The organism is Neoaquamicrobium sediminum (genome assembly GCF_040970315.1).
Lineage (GTDB): Bacteria > Pseudomonadota > Alphaproteobacteria > Rhizobiales > Rhizobiaceae > Aerobium > Aerobium sediminum.
Genome location: NZ_JAZHFV010000005.1, coordinates 177,084 through 193,833, shown reverse-complemented (window position 1 = coordinate 193,833; position 16,750 = coordinate 177,084). Strand labels below are relative to the sequence as shown.

Annotated in this window: 16 protein-coding genes; 8 read left to right on the top strand and 8 right to left on the bottom strand. The window is 64.3% G+C overall.

Features of this window, described 5'->3' with window-relative positions; translation table 11 throughout:
- Window positions 1-97 precede the first annotated feature (97 nt).
- From mutT to V1479_RS16120, 4 genes are all read right to left on the bottom strand, one after another.
- The gene (gene mutT, locus V1479_RS16135; protein ID WP_368803819.1) at window positions 98-517 is read right to left on the bottom strand and encodes an 8-oxo-dGTP diphosphatase MutT; all 420 of its coding nucleotides are present in this window, start codon (window positions 515-517) and stop codon (window positions 98-100) included.
- Complete coding sequence (locus V1479_RS16130) at window positions 514-1,299, bottom strand: GNAT family N-acetyltransferase (RefSeq protein ID WP_368803818.1); 786 nt, start codon at window positions 1,297-1,299, stop codon at window positions 514-516. Before V1479_RS16130 ends, mutT begins: the two co-directional genes overlap by 4 nt.
- Before the next feature lie 13 nt (window positions 1,300-1,312).
- Window positions 1,313-2,554 (bottom strand): bifunctional glutamate N-acetyltransferase/amino-acid acetyltransferase ArgJ, encoded by a 1,242-nt coding sequence (gene argJ / locus V1479_RS16125; protein ID WP_368803817.1) that lies wholly within the window; start codon window positions 2,552-2,554, stop codon window positions 1,313-1,315.
- Window positions 2,555-2,646: 92 nt separating this feature from the next.
- On the bottom strand, window positions 2,647-2,916 hold the full coding sequence (locus V1479_RS16120; protein WP_368803816.1) for a putative antibiotic biosynthesis monooxygenase: 270 nt from the start codon (window positions 2,914-2,916) through the stop codon (window positions 2,647-2,649).
- A gap of 170 nt (window positions 2,917-3,086) precedes the next feature.
- On the opposite strand from V1479_RS16120, the gene V1479_RS16115 reads away from it, so the two are divergent.
- Window positions 3,087-3,707 carry a TetR/AcrR family transcriptional regulator gene (locus V1479_RS16115; RefSeq protein WP_368803815.1) on the top strand — a complete coding sequence of 207 codons (621 nt, stop codon included), beginning with the start codon at window positions 3,087-3,089 and terminating at the stop codon, window positions 3,705-3,707.
- Window positions 3,708-3,766: 59 nt separating this feature from the next.
- Here V1479_RS16115 and V1479_RS16110 read toward each other — a convergent pair whose 3' ends face one another.
- On the bottom strand, window positions 3,767-4,666 hold the full coding sequence (locus V1479_RS16110; protein ID WP_368803814.1) for a peptidylprolyl isomerase: 900 nt from the start codon (window positions 4,664-4,666) through the stop codon (window positions 3,767-3,769).
- 251 nt (window positions 4,667-4,917) lie between these two features.
- On the opposite strand from V1479_RS16110, the gene secA reads away from it, so the two are divergent.
- The 4 genes from secA (at window position 4,918) to V1479_RS16090 (ending at window position 9,306) form a co-directional block, all read left to right on the top strand.
- The gene (gene secA / locus V1479_RS16105; RefSeq protein WP_368803813.1) at window positions 4,918-7,647 is read left to right on the top strand and encodes a preprotein translocase subunit SecA; all 2,730 of its coding nucleotides are present in this window, start codon (window positions 4,918-4,920) and stop codon (window positions 7,645-7,647) included.
- A 152-nt stretch (window positions 7,648-7,799) separates the two neighbouring features.
- Window positions 7,800-8,492: a glutathione S-transferase family protein gene (locus V1479_RS16100; protein ID WP_368803812.1), complete on the top strand. Its 693-nt coding sequence runs from the start codon at window positions 7,800-7,802 to the stop codon at window positions 8,490-8,492.
- A complete protein-coding gene (locus V1479_RS16095) occupies window positions 8,489-8,836 on the top strand; it encodes an ArsR/SmtB family transcription factor (RefSeq protein ID WP_368803811.1) in 348 nt (115 codons plus the stop codon). Before V1479_RS16100 ends, V1479_RS16095 begins: the two co-directional genes overlap by 4 nt.
- Complete coding sequence (locus tag V1479_RS16090; RefSeq protein ID WP_368803810.1) at window positions 8,833-9,306, top strand: SRPBCC family protein; 474 nt, start codon at window positions 8,833-8,835, stop codon at window positions 9,304-9,306. The genes V1479_RS16095 and V1479_RS16090 overlap by 4 nt, the downstream gene beginning before the upstream one ends.
- A gap of 19 nt (window positions 9,307-9,325) precedes the next feature.
- On the opposite strand, the gene V1479_RS16085 is transcribed toward V1479_RS16090, so the two are convergent.
- Entirely contained in the window at window positions 9,326-10,357 is a 1,032-nt protein-coding gene (locus V1479_RS16085) for a D-glucuronyl C5-epimerase family protein (protein WP_368803809.1), read from the bottom strand.
- A 273-nt stretch (window positions 10,358-10,630) separates the two neighbouring features.
- On the opposite strand from V1479_RS16085, the gene V1479_RS16080 reads away from it, so the two are divergent.
- Window positions 10,631-11,272 (top strand): FMN-binding negative transcriptional regulator, encoded by a 642-nt coding sequence (locus tag V1479_RS16080; protein WP_368803808.1) that lies wholly within the window; start codon window positions 10,631-10,633, stop codon window positions 11,270-11,272.
- A gap of 8 nt (window positions 11,273-11,280) precedes the next feature.
- Here the strand turns inward: V1479_RS16080 and V1479_RS16075 are convergent, their stop codons facing one another.
- The gene (locus V1479_RS16075; RefSeq protein ID WP_368803807.1) at window positions 11,281-12,051 is read right to left on the bottom strand and encodes an SDR family oxidoreductase; all 771 of its coding nucleotides are present in this window, start codon (window positions 12,049-12,051) and stop codon (window positions 11,281-11,283) included.
- Between the two features lie 173 nt (window positions 12,052-12,224).
- On the opposite strand from V1479_RS16075, the gene V1479_RS16070 reads away from it, so the two are divergent.
- Entirely contained in the window at window positions 12,225-13,637 is a 1,413-nt protein-coding gene (locus tag V1479_RS16070) for a lipopolysaccharide biosynthesis protein (protein ID WP_368803806.1), read from the top strand.
- Window positions 13,638-14,918: a GNAT family N-acetyltransferase gene (locus V1479_RS16065; RefSeq protein ID WP_368803805.1), complete on the top strand. Its 1,281-nt coding sequence runs from the start codon at window positions 13,638-13,640 to the stop codon at window positions 14,916-14,918. It abuts the gene before it with no gap.
- Window positions 14,919-14,942: 24 nt separating this feature from the next.
- On the opposite strand, the gene V1479_RS16060 is transcribed toward V1479_RS16065, so the two are convergent.
- Window positions 14,943-16,574, bottom strand: a complete 1,632-nt coding sequence (locus V1479_RS16060; RefSeq protein ID WP_368803803.1) for an AMP-binding protein — start codon at window positions 16,572-16,574, stop codon at window positions 14,943-14,945.
- Window positions 16,575-16,750 lie beyond the last annotated feature (176 nt).

Genomic DNA, 16,750 nt, shown 5'->3' with positions numbered 1-16,750 from the left:
GCCAAAGGCCAGGTACCGGGACGGAAAGCCCGCCCGTTTACTCAAAATTTCATATGGCTCTGAAGGATTGATTAACGATCCGCGGCGAGGCGGTCAGCTAAAGAAGGTCGATCAGGAAGGGGATGAGCGGCTCGTCCGCCGGCGGCATCGGATAGTCGCGCAGCTTGTTCGGGCGCACCCATTTCAGCGCCTGCCCTTCCTGCGCCTGCGGAATGCCCCAGTAGCGACGGCAGACGAAAAGCGGCATCAGCAGGTTGAAGCTCTCATAGGCGTGGCTGGCAAAGGTCAGCGGCGCGAGACATGCGACCTTGGTTTCGATCGCCAGTTCCTCGCGCAGCTCGCGCACAACCGTCTCCTCGGGCGTCTCGCCCGGCTCGACCTTGCCGCCCGGAAACTCCCACATGCCGGCGAGTTGCTTGCCCTCCGGGCGCTGCGCTATCAGCACGCGCCCGTCGCCATCGACCAGCGCGCAGGCGGCGACGAGCAGCAGCCGCTTCGATTCCTCCGGCTGGCTCATGCGGTCTCCGACGCGGGGGGCTGGCGGTAATGATAGCTGTAGAGGTCGCCGAAGCCCATCGATCGATAGAGCCCGATGGCCTGGTCGTTATCCGCCTCTACCTGCAGCCAGGCGCTGCGGGCACCCTGCGCACGCGCCCATTTCAGTGCCGACAGCAGTGTGCGCCGGCCGTAACCTTTGCCGCGCTGGCTTTCCTCGGTCGCCACCTCGAACAGGCCGGCAAGGTCGCCGTCGCGCACGCAGATTGCGGTCGAGACCGGCGTCCCGTTCTCTTCGAGCACGAACAGCCCCACCTGGGGCTGGATCGAACCGATGATTTCGGACAGCCCCGGCTGCAGCACTGGATCGAGATTGCGAATGGCGATCGCCGCATTGATAAACCGGCCGATGTCCTTCAGCGGAATCTGATGCATGGCGTCGCGCAGCAAACGGTCTTCGAGCTTTGCCCGCATGACAAGCGAAGTGGAGAAGCTGCTCCAGCCCTCGTCATCGAAATGCTTCGTAACCCCCCGACCGGCGAGTGGCGACATGCGGAACGTCAGCGGCCGGCCGTAGGCGGCGAAGCGCCGTGCCGCACGTGCGACGCGTTCGGGAACACGTCCATCGTCGCCCGGGTCCAGCGGATTGACGGAATTGAGACGCTTGGCCGGATGCCCGCCGGTCAGCCTTACCGCCCACGCTCCGTCGTAATAGACGGTCGTCGCCGGCCAGGCCCTGAAACCGGCGGCCTCGAACCGCCGCACGGTGGGCAGGTCTGCCGGGGATGGGCGTCCGGTTTCCATCAAGCGGCGTGCCTCAGCTCCTGTAGTCGCCGTTGATGGCGACATATTCCTTGGTCAGATCGCAGGTCCACACCGTTGCCTTGCCGCGTCCGAGCCCAAGATCGACGCGGATCACGATCTCGTCCTGCTTCATGTAGGCAGAGGTCTCCGCCTCTGAATAGGCAGGATCGCGCTCGCCTTCGTGCGCAACCCGGATGCCGCCGAACCAGATGGCGAGCAGGTCGCGGTCGGCGGGTTCGCCGGCCTTGCCGACGGCCATGACGACACGACCCCAATTGGCGTCCTCGCCGGCAATCGCCGTCTTGACCAGCGGCGAATTGGCGATCGACAGCGCCACGCGCTTGGCCGAGCGCGCCGACTTCGCCCCGGTAACGGTTACTTCGACCTGCTTGCGCGCGCCCTCGCCGTCGCGCACCACCTGCAGCGCAAGATTCTTGAGCATGCGGTTAAGCGCGCGGCGGAACTGCGAAAGCCGCGCATCCTTGGGATCGCTGATGCGCGGCGCACCGGACGTCTCGGCAGCCCCCGTGGCAAACAGCATCAGCGTGTCGCTGGTCGACGTATCGCTGTCGACCGTCACCGCGTTGAAGGTCTTCCCGACGCCCTTCGACAGCATGTCCTGCAGCACCGGCGCATCGATCGGGGCGTCGGTGGCCACGAAGGACAGCATCGTCGCCATATCGGGCGCGATCATGCCGGCACCCTTGGCGATGCCGTTGATGGTCACCTCCACATCGCCCAGCAGCACCTTGGCTGTGGCATATTTCGGATAGGTATCGGTGGTCATGATCGCCTTGCCGGCCTCGGCCCACATGCCAGGCTCGGCCCGGTCGACGAGGTCGTCGAGAAGATGGGCGAACCTGGCCGGATCGAGCGGCTCACCTATGACGCCGGTCGAAGCGAGGAACACCTCGCTTTCCGCACAGCCCGTGGCCTTGCCGGCCGCCGCGGCGGTCGCCGCCGTCGTCTCGCGGCCGCGCTTTCCGGTGAAGGCGTTGGCATTGCCGGAATTGACGACGAGGATGCGGGCGCTGCCGCCGGGCAGATTGGCGCGGCAGAATTCCACCGGTGCGGACGGGCATTTGGAACGGGTAAAGACGCCCGCAACCGTCGTGCCTTCGTCGAACACCATGGCCAGCAGATCGGTGCGGCCCTTGTACTTGATGCCGGCCTGGGCGGTCGCGATACGAACGCCGGGCACCGCCGGCATCCTGGGTTGCTTGCGGGGTGCGAGGGGCGAAACGGTGTCCGACATGGCAACTCGATGGGCAAGGGTGAGAAAGGCGTCGTTTGCCCGATATGTCCCGGCGGCGCAAGGCGTTTTGCACCGCCGCCCGTCCCGACGCGCTAACTTTGCGGGTTGAGAAAGCCGCGGAAATGCTTCTGCACCCCCGGGATCAAACCCCACACCATCGTGGTCACCATGATCGGCACGATGAGGAGGGTGCGCTGCCATAGCAGCCAGCCGTCCGTAAGCGGGAAGATCAGGTAGAGCAGGCCCGTGATGAGCGGATAGACGCCGAGCGCAACCAGAACGGCGAAGCGCGGACGGGAAAAGCGCGAAGGCGCCTGCGTGGCGGTTGGGGTGGATGCCGGGTTATGGGCGGTCAAGGTCATGTCATTTCTCCAGATTGTGCGGATGTCGATGGAAGACGATTGAAAGACCCCGCCTGTGACGCGGCGGGCGACTTTGGAGCGCTTTAATAGGAACGGAACGTTCCGTTATATAAAACGGGCCGTTTCGTTTTGTCAAGAGGCCTGCTATCCTGCGTGCAGGAGGACTGCCAGTGACCGAAGACGAAGCGCGCCGTTCGATAGGCGCCAGGAGAAACCCGAAAAGCGCCGAGGCCATTCTGGAGGCAGCTGAAAGCGTGCTCATGGAGGAAGGCCATCGCGGCTTTTCCATCGAGGCCGTGGCGCGCAGGGCCAGAGCGGGGAAGCCGACGATCTATCGCTGGTGGCCGAGCAAGGCCGCGCTGCTGCTCGACGTCTACCAACGGCAGAAGCGCGATGTCGTCTATCCCGACACAGGCTCGGTTGAGGAGGACATCGTGCGTTTCCTGAAGCGGCTTCTCAGCCACTGGCGCGACACACCTTCCGGCAGCATCTTCCGATCCATCATCGCCGAGGCCCAGTCCGACGAGAAGGCAGCCGAGGCGCTTGCCGGCTACGCGCGGGATCGCCGCGTGCAGACCGGAGGCATGATCGCGCGCGCGCAGCGCCGCGGCGAGGTCGGCAGCGAGGTCGACCCGCTGGTGGTGGCCGACCTGATCTCCGCATACGCCTGGTCACACCTCCTGACCGGCAGGCTGGACGAGACGGACGAGGCCGTGCGCGCTGCCGCGAGGGTGATGCTCTGCGGGATCGTCAAGACAGGCAGTCAATCCTCAGCGGAAACGCTGCCTTAAACAGCAAGGGGCGCCTCAATGCGCCCCTCACCTCATTTAAGATCAGATCTGCTTGGGCGTTATTCGGCCGGCTTTTCGGCAGGCGTCTCGCCCTCGGCAGCATCTTCACCCGCGGCGGGCTCGAGCATGGCCTTCAGCGCCTCGTCCTCGATCTCGACATCGGCGGCAGCACGCAGGTCGTTGACGACCTTCATATAGGCGTCGCGCAGAAGCACCGAGCGGAGCTGGCCAGAAACCTGCTCGAATGCCGGCGGCTGCTTGGCGCGCTTGTCCTCGAGCTTGATGACGTGCCAGCCGAACTGCGACTTGACCGGCTCGGCGGAATGCGCGCCGACTTCCATCGCAAACGCGGCCTTCTCGAATTCGGGCACCATCTGGCCGGCGCCGAAATAGCCCAGGTCGCCGCCCTGCGCGGCTGCGCCGTCGGTCGACTTCTCCTTGGCAATCGCCTCGAAATCGCCGCCCTCGTCGAGCTGCTTGATGATTTCGCGGGCTTCTTCCTCGGTCTCTACGAGAATATGGCGGGCGCGCACTTCTTCGCTGGCCGGGATCTTGGCGATCTCCTCGTCATAGCGGGCGCGGACTGCCTCATCGGTGACGAGCGCGGCAACTTCCTGCTCGATATAGGCGCTGTGGAGCGCGCGCTGGCGCAGCATGTCCATGCGGCGCGCAAAATCATCACCGTCTGCAAGGCCCTTGCCCTCGGCCTCTGCCGCCAGCAGCCTGATTTCGATCACGGCGGAGAGTGCGGCGGCGCGACGCTGCTCGGCGGGCAGCTGCGCGAACTGCTGCTCCAGATCGGAAATCGCGATCTCCAGATCGGTCTCCGTGATGGGCTGTCCGTTCACCGTTGCAACGACCGCGTTCTCCTGGGCCATGGCGGCAGTGCCGGCAAGGGCCAGAATGGCTGCGGCCGCGCCGAGGCGAACGAATGACAGGCGACGGGACGTGTGCTTCATCAGAAACTCTCCAGTGAGGGGAATGAAGGTATGGGGCGTTGCCCCTTCAACCAGCCAAAATGTGGCGATTTTCCGCTTGCTCCATGCCGGGGAAGCAACGTTGACATCGGTTGTGGCCCCTCTTATCTGTCCTTCGACTTGGCGTCCAGAAGCTATTTGAGGCGCTTTCCTCCGTTTTCCGGCCCGCCAGCACCGTCCGTAGCGGGCCTTGCCGAGGCACCGCCCGGCAATCCGTTCTGAAAGGACCTTTGATGGTCAGCTTTGGCTCTCTCGCCCGCAAGATTTTCGGTTCGTCCAACGACCGTCGCATCAAGGGCTTCCGGCCTCGCGTAGAGGCGATCAATGCGCTGGAAAAGGAGATGGAAGCCCTCTCCGATGAGGCGCTCCGGGCCAAGACCGAAGAGTTCCGGCAGGAAATCGCCGGCGGCAAGTCGCTCGACGACCTTCTGGTGCCGGCCTTCGCGGTAGCCCGCGAAGCTGCAAGGCGCGCCCTCGGACTGCGCCCCTTCGACGTTCAGCTTATCGGCGGCATGGTTCTTAATGACGGCGGCATTTCCGAGATGCGCACCGGTGAGGGCAAGACGCTGGTCGCCACCCTGCCCGTCTATCTGAACGCGCTGTCGGGCAAGGGCGTGCATGTCGTAACCGTCAACGATTACCTTGCCAGCCGCGACGCCGAATGGATGGGCCGCGTCTATGGCTTTCTCGGGCTGAGCACCGGCGTCATCGTCCACGGCCTTTCCGACGAGGAACGCAAGGCCGCCTACGCCTGCGACGTGACCTACGCCACCAACAACGAGCTCGGCTTCGACTATCTGCGCGACAACATGAAATACGATCGCGCCCAGATGGTGCAGCGCGGCCACAACTACGCCATCGTCGACGAGGTGGACTCGATCCTGATCGACGAGGCGCGCACGCCGCTCATCATTTCCGGCCCGCTCGATGATCGATCGGAACTTTATAATTCGATCGACACCTTCATCCCGAAGCTGGACGAAGGCGATTACGAGATCGACGAGAAGCAGCGCACGGCGACCTTTACCGAGGAAGGCACCGAAAAGCTCGAAAACATGCTGCGCGAAGCCGGCATGCTCAAGGGCGAGTCGCTCTACGACGTCGAGAACGTCGCCATCGTGCACCACGTCAACAACGCGCTGAAGGCGCATCGCCTGTTCCAGCGCGACAAGGACTACATCGTCCGCAACGGCGAGGTGGTCATCATCGATGAATTCACCGGCCGCATGATGCCTGGCCGCCGGTTCTCCGAAGGCCTCCACCAGGCGTTGGAAGCCAAGGAACACGTCAAGATCCACCCCGAGAACCAAACACTGGCCTCGATCACTTTCCAGAACTATTTCCGCATGTACGACAAGCTGGCCGGCATGACCGGCACCGCGCTGACGGAGGCGGAGGAGTTCGGCAACATCTATGGGCTGGAAGTCTCCGAGATTCCGACCAACCTCCCCGTTTCCCGCATCGACGAGGACGACGAGGTCTACCGGACGGTCGAGGAAAAATACAAGGCGATCGTGCGTGAAATCCGCGAGGCGCACGCCAAGGGCCAGCCGACCCTGGTCGGCACCACGTCGATCGAAAAGTCGGAGCATCTGGCCGAACGCCTGCGCGCTGAGGGCTTCAAGGACTTCCAGGTGCTCAACGCCCGCCACCATGAGCAGGAAGCCGTTATCGTCGCACAGGCGGGCCGTCCCGGTTCGATCACCATCGCCACCAACATGGCTGGCCGCGGCACCGATATCCAGCTTGGCGGCAACGCCGACATGCGCATCGCGCAGGAACTCGCCGACATGGCAGAGGGTCCCGAGCGCGACGCGAAGGAAAAGGCGATCCGCGAGGACATCGCGAAGCTCAAGCAGCAGGCGCTGGACGCCGGCGGGCTCTACGTGCTCGCCACCGAGCGCCACGAAAGCCGTCGTATCGACAACCAGCTTCGCGGTCGCTCAGGCCGTCAGGGCGACCCCGGCCGGTCGAAATTCTTCCTGTCGCTCCAGGACGACCTGATGCGCATCTTCGGCTCCGACCGCATGGACGGCATGCTGCAGAAGCTCGGCCTCAAGGAAGACGAGGCCATCATCCATCCCTGGATCAACAAGGCGCTTGAAAAGGCGCAGAAGAAGGTCGAGGCGCGCAACTTCGACATCCGCAAGAACCTGCTGAAGTTCGATGACGTGATGAACGACCAGCGCAAGGTCGTCTTCGAGCAGCGCATCGAGCTGATGGACGGCGAGAACCTCGGCGAAACCGTCGCCGAGATGCGTCAGGATGTCGTCGAGGAACTCGTTTCAAAGCACATCCCCGAAAACGCATATGCCGAACAGTGGGACCTCGACGGGCTGAAGGAAGGCGTGACCGCCTATCTCAACCTCGACCTGCCTGTCGCCGAATGGGCGGCCGAAGAAGGCATCGACGAGGAGCAGATCCGCGAGCGCATCATGGAAGCCGCCGACAAGGCCGCCGCCGAGCGTGCGGAACGGTTCGGCCCCGACATCATGGCCTATGTCGAGAAGTCAATCGTGCTGCAGACGCTCGACCATCTGTGGCGCGAGCATCTGGTCAATCTCGATCACCTGCGTTCGGTCGTCGGCTTCCGCGGCTATGCGCAGCGCGATCCGCTGCAGGAATACAAGACCGAAGCCTTCGAGCTGTTCCAGGCGATGCTGGCCAATCTGCGCCAGGTTGTCACGTCGCAGCTCATGCGCGTGGAACTGGTGCGCGAGGCCGCCGACGCACCGCCCCCGCAGGCGCCTGCCGCCATGCGCGGCGAACATATCGACGCCACCACCGGCGAGGACGATTTCGGCGAGACCGCACTGGCGCTCGCACCTGCCGACAACCGCATCGTGCCGGCCGAGCAGCGCGATCCAGCCGATCCCTCTACCTGGGGCAAGGTCGGCCGCAACGAGGTCTGCCCCTGCGGCTCGGGCAAGAAGTTCAAACACTGCCACGGCGCGTTCGCCTGACGGCGGGGCGGCTTTCCGGCGAAACCGAACGAACCACCCGGTTCGTCGCGCCGGATAGAGCGGCATGAAAGTTTCCAGCTGCGGAAACTTTCTGCTTGCCTTCACACCTTTACCTCGATAGTTTCCGACAACAGAAACTATCGAGGTTCTCCATGGGCCTGACGCTCTATCTTCATCCGCTGGCTTCGTTCTGCCACAAGGTGCTGATCGCGCTTTACGAGAACGATACGGCTTTCGAACCGGTCACTGTCGATCTGGGTGATCCGGGCTCGGCAGCCGAGCTGCTGGCGCGGTGGCCGGTCGGCAAGATCCCGGTGTTGCACGACCAGACACGCGACCGTGTCGTGCCTGAAACGACCATCATCATCGAATATCTCCAGCGGCACTATCCCGGTCGGATGCCGCTGCTGCCGCCTGATGCTGAAGCTGCGCTGGACGTGCGGCTTTGGGATCGCTTCTTCGATCTCTACGTCAGCGTACCGATGCAGAAGATCGTCCTCGACCGCATCCGCCCGCATGGCGCGACGGACCCCACAGGCGTTGCGGATGCGCGGCAGTCGCTGGATACGTCCTACGCCATGGCCGACGTACATCTGGCCGCAAGGGAATGGGCGACCGGCGACAGCTTCACGATAGCCGACTGCGCGGCCGCGCCGGCGCTGTTCTTCGCATCGATCGTGCATCCCTTCGACCCCGGCCATACCAACCTGCAAGCCTATTTCGAACGGCTGCTGGCGCGCCCCTCCGTAAGCCGCACGCTGGACGGGGCCCTGCCCTATTTTTCGATGTTCCCCTATCGCGACGCCATGCCGGCGCACTTCCTGCGTGGCGAGTGGAAAGCATGACGGGGACGGGCGAACGAAAGCTGGACCACATCTTCACCGCGTTGGCCGATCCGGGCCGGCGCGGCATGGTCGACCGGCTGAGCATCGGCCCGGCGACGGTCAAGGAACTGGCGGAACCCGCCGGCATGGGCCTGCCCTCTGCCCTCAAGCATCTCCGCGTACTCGAAAAGGGCGGCATCGTCGTCTCGACAAAGGCCGGCCGCACACGAACCTATCGCATCGATCCGGCGGCATTCGGCGCGATAAACGCATGGGTCCGCCAGCGCGAAACCGCCATGAACGCCGCCTTCGATCGCCTCGTCCTGGCGATAGCCGAAAACCCGGAAGGAGAAGACGAGACATGAGCGCAGCACACCATTCCACCTTCGTGGTCGAGCGCGAGTTGCCCACCGGGCCGAAGCATGCGTTCCGCTTCTGGTCGGACCCGGAGATGAAGCAGCGCTGGAACGCCTGCCATCCGGACTGGACCGTGCTGGAGGATGTCTTCGAGTTCCATGTCGGCGGCACCGAAACGCGCCGCTGGCGCACACCAGAAGGCCACGAACAGACCTTCGCCGCGCGCTATTTCGACATCGAGCCGCAACGCCGGATCATCTATGCTTTCCAGATGAGTTTTGGCGGCACCCGGCAATCCGTCTCACTGGCCACCGTCGAGTTTCAACCCGCCGGCGCGAAGACGCTCATGCTCTACACCGAGCAACTTGCCTTTCTGGGCAGCGCGGAGGACAGACACCAGCGCGTCGTCGGCACAGGCTCGGGCTTCGACCGGCTGGTCGAGGTGATTGCCAGCCAAATCGGGCTGGAAGCTGGATAGCGATAGCGAGTGCGTTCACTCAGTCGGCGAGTTCAGCGCTTTGCACGCAAAGACGTACGGTCCAATCGGACACCGGGCGGCCGGACGCCTCGATGTCGGTGCGGAATGCATAGGCCAGGCGGCGGAAGGTCTCTTCTCCCGTCATCGCATAGAGCTGGCACTGCTGCCTGACTGTGCGATCGGGAGAGTAGTCGGCATAGTCCTTGATCCGCAGCGAATACGCATTGATCTGGCCTTCGCGGCGAAAACGTTCGCCATTGTCGCGCAAGGTGGTGAGGCCGCCCTCGATCAGGGGAACGACGCTCTCGTCACCGATCTTGTCAGCATACAGGACGAGGCCGAATAATGCGAAAATGTGTCCGTTGAGAACAAGCGTGGGGCGGCCATCCGTCAGCGGGTATTCCTCGAACCACAGATATCCGTCTTCATCGACATAGGAAATCCAGCGCTCCGGCGCCGGCTGGCCCGCCACGCGCAAACGGGAATAGGCTGCCGCCAGCCCCTTGAGCGTCTCGCGATATTCCGGTCGGTCGAAGCAATCGAGCGCCTTGACGAGCCCCGCCATCACGAAGCCGTTGACGATCGCGCTGGACCAGCCCGCCTCCATGTGATCGCGCACGAGAGTCTTACCGAAGAAATTCGCCACGCTTTCCAAAGCCTGCTCGGTACCGGATAGCGCGTTGCCGCCGGGCGAAAAGGGAAAGTCGCTGCGAATGAAGATCAGGCCATCCTCGTTCTCGGCGAATTCCATCATCCGCAGATACATGGCGTGGAACAGCCGCCCGGCTTCGCGCCTCTGGTCCCGGTTCCTGCGCGCGAAATTGCACAGGAGAGACGAGTTCATGTAGAAAACGTTGGGCTGGAAATACTGCTCGAACCGGACCCTGTAGTGCTCGTCCCAGTCGAGCGGAAGGCGAAGCCCCAGCCGTGCCTCGCTGCTGGAAACCGGTGTCCAGTCTTCCGGCGGCTTCTTGTTCCAGTGATCGTAACTGAGCCCGGCGCGGTCGAACGCAATCGAATCGCGCCGATACATGTCCGCCCGCGCGGACATCGCAAAAACCAGCACCAGAAGCGTGATCGCTACTCGCCCCAAAAACCCCATGGGTACATGTTATAGTTGATACAACCGCAGCGGGCAATCCTGTCGCACCGCAGAGCGTCTGTCGCGACGGCGACATCAAGGACCGCGCGCAGAAGGCCCGAGACAAATCCCCGAGGCGCTTGGTCCGGGGATGGACCGCGCGGTCTGAGCCCGAAGCTGGCCCATCAACGCCTCCGCGCAGCCGCCTTATGCTGACACGCGGGAGGCTGATAGTCTGGCCTCATGTATACCCCACCAGCTTTTCGCGAAGACGACCCCGCAATCCTGCGCCGGATCATGCGCGAGGCACGGCTTGCGACGCTCATAACCGCCACAGAGGAAGGGCTCGTCGCAACGCCCCTGCCCTTGCTGCTCGCCGAAACCGAAGGCGAATTCGGTACGCTCTACGGCCATGTCGCCAAAGCCAATCCGCAGTGGAAGTTGCCCACGGCTCACGACGCCCTGGTCGTCTTTGCCGGGGCCGAGGCCTACGTCACCCCCTCCTGGTATACGACCAAGCAGGAACACGGCAAGGTCGTGCCGACATGGAACTACGAGGCCGTGCATGCCTATGGACCGGTGGAATTCTTCGAGGACGAAGAGCGCCTGCGCGACGTGGTGACCCGCCTGACGGAGCTTCACGAAAAATCGCGCGAGCAGCCATGGGCGGTGACAGATGCGCCGGACGCCTTCATCGGTGCGCAGCTTCGCGGCATCGTTGGCCTGCGCCTGCCGATCGTGCGTCTGCAGGGCAAACGCAAGATGAGCCAAAATCGGCCGGAAGCGGATCGTATCGGCGTTGCGGCGGGCCTCGCCAAGAGTGAGAAGGCCGGCGACCGCACTGTCGCCGCGATGATCCCTACCGGCCCCGCCCGAACCTCCTGAAGCGATCGCTACATCCGTACCGACATGCCACCGTCCACGGTCAGCACATGGCCGTTGACGAAGGAAGCTGCATCGCTGGCAAGGAAGAGTGCGGCGCCCGCGATCTCGTCGGGCCGCCCCCATCGCTGCAGCGGCACGCGCTGACGTGCGAAGGCGACCATGTCGGGGTTCTCGGCCAGCGCTGCGTTGGTCTCGGTGGCGAACATGCCGGGCGCGATAGCGTTGCTGGTGATACCGTGCGCCCCGCATTCGACCGCGAGGCTGCGCATCAGCCCGGTCAGTCCCTGTTTGGCGACCGGATAGACGGCATCGCCCGGCATCGCCATCTCGCCGACGATGGAGGTGACGAAGATCAGCCTGCCCCTGCCCTGTGCAGTCATAACCTTGACCGCATCGCGCGACAGCGAGATGGCGGCAAGCAGATCCGTGTCGAGCAGCGCCGCGATATGCCTGTCTTCGAAGTCGGTGAGAGGGCGACGGTCCCGCGCACCGACATTGTTCACGAGGATGTCGAGGCGTCCATGCCTGTCGACGATCCTGTCAATGGCCGAGCCGCGCGCGGACGCATCCGTAAGGTCGAAGGCTACGGCCTCCGCACTGCCGCCCGCCTCTACGATTGAATGAGCCGCCGCTTCAAGGGTTTCAGTGGTGCGGCCGGTCACAACGACATGCGCACCGGCGTCTGCGAATGCGCGCGCCATCTCGAAGCCGAGACCGCGCCCTGCGCCGGTAACCATCGCGACCTGACCCTTGAGGGTGAACCTGTCCAGAATGTTCATGCCGCGCGCTCATCGGGAGGTTGTGCCGAGATGCAACCAATAGCAGGCATTTGGCGTGATTCGAAGCGGTTGCAGCACCTCTGGCCCGGGCTCGACGGCCGCCGTCTCACCGTTTCTTAAAGACTCCGCGCTATGGGTTCCGTGACCATCGCGAAGAGACGGAGTGTATCGGGTTGCGATTTTCCGCTGCATCGACGGCCGACCGGCTACTGCCGGAGCCTCTGGCTGCACGGGCACGCCCGTTCCTTGATCGACTCGATTCCGTGGTCTTCACCGCAGACGACCGCGGTCAGGCAAGCCGTACCTCGCTGACCGCCTTTGCAATCCGCATTGTCAGTGCAGCGATAGCGCTCATCAGCCAGATCATGATGGCCCGCTGGATGGGCGGCTTCGAATACGGCATCTTCGTGCTGGTCTGGACGACGATGATCATCGTCGGCAACCTCTCGTGCCTCGGCTTCCACACCTCCATCGTGCGCTACATACCCGAATACCGGGAGCGCGGTCGCCTCGGCGAACTGCGCGGCGTGATGGCGGCAAGCCGCGCCTTCGTGCTCGCCACCTCGACGCTATTCGCCGCTGCCGGCCTTATCGGCCTGTGGCTGTTCTCCGACGCCATCGAGAGCTACTACGTCGTGCCGTTCTATCTCGGCATCGTCTGCCTGCCGATGATCGCACTTTCCGATACGCTCGAGGGCACCGCGCGGGCGAACTCCTGGGCCATTCTGGCATTGGCGCCGATCTACCTGCTGCGCCCGGTGCTGATCCTTGCGCTGATGGGCGCGGCGATCTTCGCAGGCTATCTGCCCGACGCAAAGACAGGCATCGTCGTCGCCATCGTCGCGACCTATGCGACGACCCTGTTCCAGCTTGCCGCCATTGCTCCGCAGACGGGCCGCGAAGTGCGCGACGTGCCGCCATTGTTCCGCATCCGCGAATGGGTGGTGGTGTCGCTGCCGATCTTCCTAGTCGAAGGCTTCTTCTTCATGCTGACCAATGCCGACGTGCTGATGGTCGGCTGGTACATGAAACCTGACGACGTCGCCGTCTATTTCGCCACGGTCAAAACGCTGGCGCTGGTTCATTTCGTCTATTTCGCCGTCAAGGCGGGTGTCGCGCAGCGCTATGCGCAGTACGCGCATGGCGGCAATCCCGACAAGCTGGCGGCGTTCGCCCGCGAAACCGTCGCGTGGACCTTCTGGCCGTCGCTGGCCATGGGCGCGGCGGTGCTGGTCATCGGCAAGCCGATGCTGGCCCTGTTCGGCCCGGGCTTCGATGCCGGCTACCCGCTGCTGTTCGTGCTGGTGGCGGGCGTGGTTGCCCGCGCCTCCGTAGGCCCGGCGGAAAGCCTGCTGACGATGAGCGGCAACCAGAACATCTGCGCCGTCGTCTACGGCGCTACCCTAGCCCTCAACGTCATCCTCAACGTGTTCCTCATCCCGCTCTACGGCCTGTGGGGCGCGGCGATCTCCACTGCGGTCGCCATGGCGTGCGAGGCGGCGATGCTGTCATTCACCGTCTGGCGAAGGCTGGGAATTGTCATGATTGTTCCGTTTCCGGGACGAAACAATATGGGAGTCGCCTAGATGGCCGCAGTCCCCATGCTTGAAGAACTAAGCGGCAGCGCATCCGGCCGCATGATCGGGGAGTTCGCCGAGTACACACCCGAAGGCGTTCCCGCTGCCCTCATCGAGCAGATGGACAGCCGTCCGCCGCGCAAGCTGGCGATCTACCCCGCTTCCGCCGGGTTCGAACTGGTCGAGGAACTCGATTATCTTTGCGCGCGCTCGGTCGAGCCGAACATCTTCTTCAATCCGCGTTTCCTGGCGCCGGCCATGCCGCGCCTGGAGGATCGCGACGTCCGCCTCGCGGTGATCCGCGACGGCACCGAATATCGCAGCCGCCTGCGCCTTCTGGTGCCGTTCACCATCGAGAAGCCCACGACGCCTTTCGGCGTGCCGATCCTGCGCACCTGGTCGCACCCGTTCGGCCCCCTTGGAACGCCGCTCGTCGACAGCGACGATCCGGCCGGCGTGATCGAGGACTTCTTCGGCATGCTGGCGCGCCCGCATCTGAACCTGCCGAAGGTGTTCGTCATGCCCGAAGTGCGCCTCGACGGCCCGTTCGCGGCAATGGTCAACGCGCTTGCCGAAAGCCGCAACCTGCCGCTGGAGATCACCAACAGGATGGAGCGGCCATATCTGCACAGCGATCTCGGCGGCGACGACTACGTGAAGTCCACGCTCAGCAATCACCATGCAGGCGAATTCCGGCGCCTGCGCAGGCGGCTCTCCGATCTGGGCCAGCTCGAATACCGCATCGCCCGCCAGCCCGACGAGGTCCGGCGCGGGGTTGAGGAATTCCTCGCACTTGAGGCCTCGGGCTGGAAGGGTCGGGCACGTACCGCCATGGCGATTGATCGCTTCAGGGCAGCCTTCGCGCGCGAGGCGGCACACCGGCTGGCGGAAAAGGACCTGTGCCGCGTACATGCGCTCTATCTCGACGGCCGACCGATCGCGAGCCTCGTGGTCTTCGTCGAATCCGGCTGCGCCTATACCTGGAAAACCGCCTATGACGAGGAACACGCGCGTTTCTCGCCCGGCATGCTGCTGATGATAGAGACCACCAAGACGCATCTCGAGGACCCGAACATCGACGCGACCGATTCCTGCGCGGTGCCGGATCATCCGGTGCTCAGCCGTCTGTGGAGCGAACGGCGCTCGCTGGGCACCATGGTCATCGGCCTGACGCCCGGCTCCGAAACGTTGACGCGTCGCGCTGCCTCACAGCTCCTGCGTGACCGCCAGACGCGCAACATGGCGCGCATCCTGCGCAACAAGGTCAAGAAGGCGTTCGGCAAGGGTTGAGGCGGTCGCTTCCTTCTCTGCCGGCTAACCCGCCTCGGCCTTCGCGCGGTCGCGGAAAATGCGGCGGATGACCTTGCCGGTCGTCGTCAGGGGCATGGAATCGACGAACTCCACCTCGCGCGGATATTCGTGGGCGGAGAGCCGCTCACGCACCCACAGGCTGATGTCGCCGGCCAGCTCCTCGTTGCGTTCGACGCCATCCTTCAGCACGACATAGGCCTTGACGATCTCTGTGCGCAGCGGATCGGGCTTGCCGACGACGGCTGCGAGCGCCACCGCCGGATGCCCGGTCAGGCAATCCTCGATCTCGCCGGGGCCGATGCGGTAGCCGGCCGACGTGATGACGTCATCGTCGCGGCCAAAGAAATGCACGTAGCCGTCGCCGTCCTCGATGCCCTGATCGCCCGTCACCATCCAGTCGCCGATGAACTTCCTGGCCGTGGCCTCCGGGTTCTGCCAGTATTCGAGGAACATCACCGGATCGGGACGCCTCACAGCGATCTGGCCAGGCTCTCCGGTCTTGACTCGCCTGCCTTCGCCGTCGATCACCGCAACCTCATGGCCCGGCACGGCCTTGCCGATCGCACCGCCCCGGCTGACCCCCAGCGCCGCGCAGGAGGCGAGCACCAGGTTGCATTCCGTCTGGCCGTAGAACTCGTTGATGGTCAGCCCGAGCTCGGCCTTCGCCCAATCGTAGGTCTCGCGCCCGAGCGCCTCGCCGCCGGAACCAATCGTGCGCAGCTTCAGGTCGAAGCGGCTGGCGATGCCGCTCGCCGATTTCAGCATCCGCAGCGCCGTCGGCGGGATGAAGGCGTTGCGGACCGCCATCTTTTCCATCAGCCTCAGCGCGGCCTCGGGTTCGAAACGCTCGAAGCGGCCGGCTACCACCGGCACGCCGAAATAGAGGCCCGGCAACAGCACGTTGAGCAGCCCGCCGGCCCAGGCCCAGTCGGCAGGCGTCCACAGCCTGTCGCCAGGCTGCGGCAGGAACTCGTGCGGCATCTGCACGCCCGGCAGGTGGCCGAGCAGCACGCGATGGCCATGCAAGGCGCCCTTGGGCGGACCGGTCGTGCCCGAGGTAAAGATCATCATCGCCGGGTCGTCGGGCGACGTTGCTGCCGCTTCGAAGTCCGGGGCGTGATCGGCAACCAGCGCCTCGAAACCAAGTGCGCCCGCACCCGCACCGTCGATCGACACGACCGCCTCCAGAAGCGGCAGGCGCGCGCGGATGCCGGCAAGCTTCACGGCGCCCGCCTCGGTCGTCACCACGGCCTTCACGCCGGCGGTCTGCAACCTGTATTCCAGCGCCTCGACGCCGAACAGCAGGGCCAGTGGCACCGCAATCGCGCCGAGCTTGTAGATGGCGGTGTGGGCTATGGCCGTCTCGAAGCCCTGCGGCAGCAGAAGCGCCACCCGGTCGCCGCGCATGACGCCCAGTTTGCGCAGCGCATTGGCGAAGGCGTTCGACCGATGCGCCATTTCGCCATAGGTGAGAACGTCCGGCTTGCCTTCGGGCCGATAGGCGTAGAGGGCGGGGCGATCAGGCTCCGCCTGTGCCCAGCGATCGCAGACCGCAACGCCGATATTGAAACGTGCCGGAATTTCCCAGCGGAAGCCGGAAACCAGAGCTTCATAGCTATCGTTTCGTTCTAGCATGAGGTCGCGCTCCGGCCGGATCCACCAGCGCACCAGACGATGGCTGTGTTGCGGCGCATCATGCAAAAAACCGGCATGATTTCCAGTGCCCTGACGCAGAGCTGAAAAACAGCAAAGTGAGCCCGCCGCCTGATGGCAGACGACGGGCAGTCACCTGAGAACATCCGCAGGGGATG